At 68.4% G+C, this 5,893-nt stretch carries 5 protein-coding genes; all 5 read right to left on the reverse strand.

What is annotated here, in order from left to right:
* Nucleotides 1–2,944: glycosyltransferase family 2 protein (locus ASG00_RS01980; protein WP_082482994.1), on the reverse strand; the 2,944-nt coding region annotated here is incomplete at its 3' end.
* Nucleotides 2,945–3,272: 328 nt separating this feature from the next.
* Nucleotides 3,273–3,827, reverse strand: a complete 555-nt coding sequence (gene rplQ, locus ASG00_RS01985; RefSeq protein ID WP_056206466.1) for a 50S ribosomal protein L17 — start codon at nt 3,825–3,827, stop codon at nt 3,273–3,275.
* A 48-nt stretch (nt 3,828–3,875) separates the two neighbouring features.
* A complete protein-coding gene (locus ASG00_RS01990) occupies nt 3,876–4,865 on the reverse strand; it encodes a DNA-directed RNA polymerase subunit alpha (RefSeq protein WP_045246414.1) in 990 nt (329 codons plus the stop codon).
* 189 nt (nt 4,866–5,054) lie between these two features.
* The gene (rpsK, locus tag ASG00_RS01995; RefSeq protein WP_045246416.1) at nt 5,055–5,453 is read right to left on the reverse strand and encodes a 30S ribosomal protein S11; all 399 of its coding nucleotides are present in this window, start codon (nt 5,451–5,453) and stop codon (nt 5,055–5,057) included.
* 31 nt (nt 5,454–5,484) lie between these two features.
* Nucleotides 5,485–5,865, reverse strand: coding sequence for a 30S ribosomal protein S13 (gene rpsM, locus ASG00_RS02000; RefSeq protein WP_045246417.1), 381 nt, complete (start codon nt 5,863–5,865; stop codon nt 5,485–5,487).
* Between the last annotated feature and the right edge of the window lie 28 nt (nt 5,866–5,893).

Here is a 5,893-nt window from a genome sequence, read left to right on the forward strand (position 1 = left end):
AGGCGACGGATGCCGCGGCATCCACAATCTCGACCGGCGGCGGCATCGGGTTCTCCCGCTCCGCCGCGGCGCGCGCGGCGTTGGAGCGCTCGCGCTGAGCCGCACGCCACGCGGCCGCGCGCTCGGCGGGGCTCTCCGAGTGCGACCCGATCGGTGCGACAGGGATCTGCGTCTCGTCGCGCTCGTAATCGTCGGATGCCGCGGCGTGACGCGGCGACACGGGAGGAGTGATCCCGGCAGCGAACACGGGCACGGCAGGGGCCTCGGCGTCGACGAGCGCCGGGCGGGGCGCGGCATCCGATCGGTCGTCCTGCGCGACCGCCTGCAGCAGTTCCTCGACAGCCTCGACCCCGGCGAACTCGGCCGGCACCGTGACCGCACCGGTCGCATCGGCGGCGAACGCCGGCGCGGGCGCGGCATCCGGCTCGAGGACCGGGGGACGGTCGGAGACCATGCGGCCCTCTGCATCGACCACCGCGAGCTCCGCGTCGATCTCGACCACGGCGAACGGCGTTCCGGATGTCGGCGCGACCACCGGCGGTTCGGCGGCGGGCGCCGCGACCGGCGCCGCGGGGCGCGCCACGCGCGGCTCGGCGTCGATCACCGGCAGCTCGATCGTCTGCGTCGGCACGTGCTTCTTCTTCACGGGAGGAGTCGCCGCCGCGGACGCCACCGGCACGGCGACAGGCGTGCGCCGGCGACGGCGCACGCGACCCTTGCGCCCCTCGGCGCCCGGCGGGGCAGGGCCGACCTCGAGCGCCTCGCGCCAGTCGAACTCCTCGACCGCCGCGGCCTGGCGCACACGCTTCGGCTTCTTCTCGACCCACATCCAGTCGGTCAAGCCGATCCACAGGTCGATGATCGAGTTGCGGATGCCGATGTACGCGAGGATCGCCCACGACGCGCACACCGCATTCACGACCGCGAAGGCGAAGTTGCCCCAGTTGTGGTTGACGAACGCGAGCCAGCCGACGTAGATCGAGAAGAACACGATCGCGTACGGCGCGACGATGTAGAGCAGCGGCGCACCGGTGCGGTCGGCGACCTTCGGGGTGCGGGCGAACGGGATCTTGCGCCCGGTCACCGCCTGCTCGATCGACTTGATGACGCCCGCGAGGTTCACCGGCAGCAGGATCAGGTTGAAGCCGTAGATGCGCACGACATCCATCGCCTTGTACCCGGTGTAGCGCAGGTCGAAGGCCATCGCGATGAAGTACGGGAGCGCGCCCGCCAGCACGAGCGGGCTCACCAGACGGTTGTCGTACGGGTAGGCCAGCAGGAAGACGAGGCCGAAGCTCGCCCACGCGATCGAGGCCATGTAGTTCACCCGGATCGCGAGCTCCATGGCCTTCATCGGATCGCCGGCCTTGCGGCGCTCCTTCGCGGTGCGCCAGAGCTTCGGCATGATCAGCAGGCCGCCGTTCGCCCACCGACGGCGCTGCACGATGAGCGAACCCCAGTCCGGCGGCGTCGCCGAATAGCTCAGCCGCTCGGGGTAGTTCACGAGCGACCAGCCGTGCTCCCCCAGATCGACGCTCGACTCGGTGTCCTCGATGACGGTGCGGTCCTGCACGTAACGGCGCACCTCGAAGCCGTTCTCGACATCGATCTGCATGATGTCGTCGAGAGCGTCCATACGGATGACGGCGTTCGCCCCCACCCAGAAGGTCGCGTTGTGGGCGGTCATGCCCTGGTGCAGGATGTGCTGCAGATCGGTGGTCGCGCCCGCCAGCCGCTCGATGCGCGTCGGCGCACCGCGGAACGACGAGTACGGCGTCTGCGTCACCGCGACCCGCTCGTTACCCGGCTGCTCGAGGAAGTAGACGAGGCGCAGGCAGTACTCGCGCAGCAGCAGCGAGTCGGCATCGAGAGTGAGCACGAAGTCGCAGTACGGGATGCTGACGGCGTTCGCCGCGCCCGCCGGAGCCGGCATGAGCAGCAGACCCTCGTCGGACTCCACCTCGAGGTAGCGGCCGCCGATGAGCCCGATGTACGAGTTCAGGTTCATCGCCTTGTTGGCCTCGGCCGACAGGTTCGCGTAGCGCTTGCGCTCGAACGCGCCGATCTCGACCGTGAAGATCCACGCCAGACGACGGTGCAGCTGCATCAGGCGCGCGAGCGGGATCTCCTCGCCACCCGCGAGCGCGGCGCGCAGGTTGAGCTCGGTCGCCTCGAGGTCGCCCGCGAGCCCCAGCAGGATCTCGTCGATGTAGAACGCGTCTACGTGGTCGTCGCGGTGCTCCTGCGCGGCCTGGTCGCGCAGCCAGGCGGCACCGAACCCGTACTCGATCGCGAGGCGCTCGATCGCGCCCTCGGGAAGCTCGCGCTCGTCACCCGCCACGAGCAGCTCGTGCTCGAGCGTCAGCAGCGCCTCGCCGAACCTCTCCCGCGGAACCCGGAGGCGCTCCATGATCTCTTCGGGGATGCCGCGGGTCTCCGTCAGACGCGCCAGCACATCCGGCTTCGTCGGATTCGGGCTGTCATCGATGAGAAGCACGATGCGCTGCGACGGGTACTCCTGCAGCGCCGCCGACCAGATCGTCTTGCGGATGACATCCGGCTCCTCGGCGTACGAGGGGATGAGCACCGTGAGAGGGCGGTCGTGGTGGAAGAAGTGACGGTCGAGCTCCGCACGCGTCACACGCACATGCTCGACGAACCGGTTGAAGGCGCCCTGCCGCTGGATCAGGTACATGAGCGCAGAGAAGGTCAGCGCCGTGACCACCACGACGTACGAGAGCGCTTCGACCACGCGCCAGCCGTTGCCGAATCCGTCGGTGAAGAACTGGTTCACCACGACGCTCAGCACATAGATCGCCCAGATGACGATCGTGAGCTGGATCGCCAGACGACCGAGAGCGAGCTTCGCGGCGGACGGGCGTCCGTGCACGGCGGAGAGAGGAGCGGGGTCGCGCTCCGTACCCCACTGCCGGCGTCGCGCCATGGGCTCTTCTTTGCTGTATTCGGGATGGGCGGCGCAGGGTCTGCGGATGACCCCGGGGCATCCTGCACTGGACACTCCGGGGCCATCGATGACCCTCGTTGCGTGGCCGGGTGAGCCGGGGGTCTACGCGTTCGGGTTCGCGCCTCCATCGACGCTAGGGGAATCGGCCGAGCGGAGGCGCCCACTTCGCGAAGCCTTGACATTCGGATTGCGGTCTTGCGGAAATCTTGCGGAAATCTTGAGGTTTCTGGGTCCGGTACGACGCCCGGAAACGACGATGGCCCGCACCCTCAGCGGGTGCGGGCCATCGAACAGCGGATGCTGCGGCTTACTTGGCGTCCTCGTCGGCCGCGGTCTCCTCGGCGGGAGCCTCGGTCTCGGCGACGTCAGCCTCGGGAGCCTCCTCGACCGGAGCCTCGACGACCTCCTCGGCGGGGGTCTCCTCGGCAGGGGCCTCGGCCGGAGCCTCGGCAGGGGCGGCCTTCGGAGCAGCAGCCTTCTTGGCAGCCGGCTTCTTCTTCGCGACCGGCTCGAGCACGAGCTCGATCACGGCGAGGGGCGCGTTGTCACCCTTGCGGTTGCCGACCTTGGTGATGCGGGTGTAGCCGCCCTCACGCTCGGCGACCAGCGGCGCGATCTCGGTGAAGAGGACGTGCACGACCTCTTTGTCACCGATCACGCTCAGCACGCGACGACGCGCGTGCAGGTCGCCGCGCTTCGCGAACGTGATGAGACGCTCGGCCAGCGGACGCAGGCGCTTGGCCTTGGTCTCGGTGGTCGTGATCGACTTGTGGGTGAACAGCGCCGCGGCGAGGTTCGCAAGCAGCAGGCGCTCGTGGGCGGGGCCGCCTCCGAGGCGGGGACCCTTCGTGGGCTTAGGCATGTCTCAATCGCTCCAGTGTGTGGTCGAAGTCTTCGGTGTCTGCGGGTGTCAGACGGTCTCGTCGTCGTAGCCGCCGTAGAACTGGGCGCCGTCGAAACCGGGCACCGAGTCCTTCAGCGACAGACCGAGCGAGACGAGCTTGTCGCGCACCTCGTCGACCGACTTCTGACCGAAGTTGCGGATGTTCATGAGCTGCGTCTCCGAGAGGGCGACGAGCTCGGCGACGGTGTTGATGCCCTCGCGCTTGAGGCAGTTGTACGAACGCACCGACAGATCGAGGTCCTCGATCGGCATCGACAGCTCGTTCGAGAGCACCGTCTCGACCGGCGCGGGGCCGATCTCGATGCCCTCGGCCTCAACGTTCAGCTCGCGGGCGAGACCGAACAGCTCGGTGAGCGTGCGACCGGCCGAGGCCACCGCGTCGCGCGGGGCGATCGCAGCCTTGGTCTCGACGTCGAGCACGAGCTTGTCGAAGTCGGTGCGCTCACCGGCACGCGTCGCGTCGACGCGGTAGCTGACCTTGAGCACCGGCGAGTAGATCGAGTCGATCGGGATCTGCCCGGCCTCGGCGTACTCGTTGCGGTTCTGGGTCGCCGACACGTAGCCGCGGCCGCGCTCGATGGTGAGCTCGAGCTCGAAGCGAGCGGTGTCGTTGAGCGTCGCGATGACCAGCTCGGGGTTGTGCACCTCGACACCGGCCGGAGCCGAGATGTCGGCGGCCGTGACCTCGCCGGCGCCCGTCTTGCGCAGGTACGCGGTGATGGGCTCGTCGCGCTCGCTGGAGACGACCAGCTGCTTGATGTTGAGGATGATCTCGGTCACATCCTCCTTCACACCGGGGATGGTGCTGAACTCGTGGAGGACTCCGTCGATGCGGATGCTCGTGACGGCCGCGCCGGGGATCGACGAGAGGAGGCTGCGACGCAGCGCGTTTCCGATGGTGTAACCGAAGCCGGGCTCGAGCGGCTCGATGACGAAACGGCTACGGAACTCCTCGATCTTCTCCTCGGTCAGAGTGGGACGCTGTGCGATGAGCACGATGTGTTCCTTTCGGCTAAGTGCCCGCTATATGACACTTTGCTGGTGTTGAGGTGTTGAGTTGTGATCAGCGGATGCCACGCGCGCGCCGCGCGATCGCTCGACGCGCGGGCCGCGGCATCCTGTCAAACAGCGGATGCCGAGACCGCTCACCCGACACGCGGGAGGAGCGGCCCCGGCTCCGGACGATCAGACGCGGCGGCGCTTCGGCGGACGGCAGCCGTTGTGGGCCTGCGGCGTCACGTCCTGGATCGAGCCCACCTCGAGGCCGGCGGCCTGCAGCGAGCGGATCGCGGTCTCGCGGCCCGAACCCGGGCCCTTCACGAAGACGTCGACCTTCTTGACACCGTGCTCGGCGGCCTGACGGGCGGCCGACTCGGCGGCCATGCCGGCCGCGTACGGGGTCGACTTGCGCGAGCCCTTGAAGCCCACGCCACCGGACGAGGCCCAGCTGATCACAGCGCCCGACGGGTCGGTGATCGAGACGATCGTGTTGTTGAACGTCGACTTGATGTGGGCCTGGCCCAGCGCGATGTTCTTCTTCTCCTTGCGGCGCGGCTTGCGCGCAGCGGTCTTGGGTGCAGCCATGCGAATTCTCTCCTAAACCTTCTGGCGCGCTTTACTTCTTGCCGGCCTTTTTCTTGCCCGCGACCGTGCGCTTGGGACCCTTGCGGGTACGCGCGTTGGTCTTGGTGCGCTGACCGCGCACGGGCAAGCCACGACGGTGGCGGAGGCCCTCGTAGGAACCGATCTCGACCTTGCGGCGGATGTCGGCGGCCACCTCACGGCGGAGGTCACCCTCGACCTTGTAGGTGCCCTCGATGTAGTCGCGGAGGGCGACGAGCTGGTCGTCGGTGAGGTCCTTCACGCGGATGTCCTCGCTGATCTCGGTCGCCTTGAGGATGTCGATCGAGCGGGTACGGCCGATGCCGTAGATGTAGGTCAGGGCGATGACCACGCGCTTGTCGCGCGGGATGTCGACGCCGGCGAGACGTGCCATGCGGCTCTCCTAGGAGTGTCGTCGGAGG

It is taken from the genome of Microbacterium sp. Leaf351 (assembly GCF_001423825.1).
Taxonomy (GTDB): domain Bacteria; phylum Actinomycetota; class Actinomycetes; order Actinomycetales; family Microbacteriaceae; genus Microbacterium; species Microbacterium ginsengisoli.

Excerpts from the sequence above, each read along its gene's own strand:
- rpsM (WP_045246417.1), bottom strand. The coding sequence starts at position 5,865 with ATGGCACGTCTCGCCGGCGTCGACATCCCGCGCGACAAGCGCGTGGTC.
- rplQ (WP_056206466.1), bottom strand. The coding sequence starts at position 3,827 with ATGCCTAAGCCCACGAAGGGTCCCCGCCTCGGAGGCGGCCCCGCCCAC.
- rpsK (WP_045246416.1), bottom strand. The coding sequence starts at position 5,453 with ATGGCTGCACCCAAGACCGCTGCGCGCAAGCCGCGCCGCAAGGAGAAG.